Source organism: Arsukibacterium sp. MJ3, assembly GCF_000987765.1.
In the GTDB taxonomy this organism is placed as follows: domain Bacteria; phylum Pseudomonadota; class Gammaproteobacteria; order Enterobacterales; family Alteromonadaceae; genus Alishewanella.
The window spans coordinates 1-485 of the sequence record NZ_LAHP01000166.1 but is presented as its reverse complement, the minus strand read 5'-3'; the positions used below and the strand labels follow the sequence as shown (position 1 = coordinate 485).

The following is a 485-nucleotide window of genomic DNA, read 5'->3' as shown; positions in this document are numbered from 1 at the left end:
GATATTTATGCACTTCGCCGGCTTGGTTTTCAGGGCAGCAACGAGCAAGTATTGCGCAAGGCAGCCGCGGAAGCGCCAGCTATTTTTCGGGCCTGCTGCTCCGCCTCAAGTATGTGGACCGCTAATGCAGCAACTGTATCACCAAGTGCAGATACCATGAGTGGCCGTGTGCACTTTACACCAGCTAACTTAACCAATAAATTCCATCGCTCCCTAGAGCCACAAACAACAGGCCGTATTTTGCAGGCCATGTTTGCCAACTCACGCTACTTTGAGCACCATCAACATTTGCCAGACAATGAACATTTTGGTGATGAGGGTGCCGCTAATCACACGCGCTTTTGCAATGAGTATGGCAACGCTGGCGTAGAGCTATTTGTATACGGCCGCTACGCTTTTGATAGTAGTAAGCCAGCACCACAACAATACCCTGCGCGGCAAACCTACGAAGCCTCGGCAGCCATTGCTCGCTTGCATGGTCTTAG

The 485-nt window shown here is 51.1% G+C and carries 1 protein-coding gene; it reads left to right on the top strand.

The features are described 5' to 3' along the window. The coding region (locus tag VT06_RS17310; RefSeq protein WP_046555578.1) for an N-succinylarginine dihydrolase at positions 1 to 485 on the top strand (485 nt) is incomplete at both ends.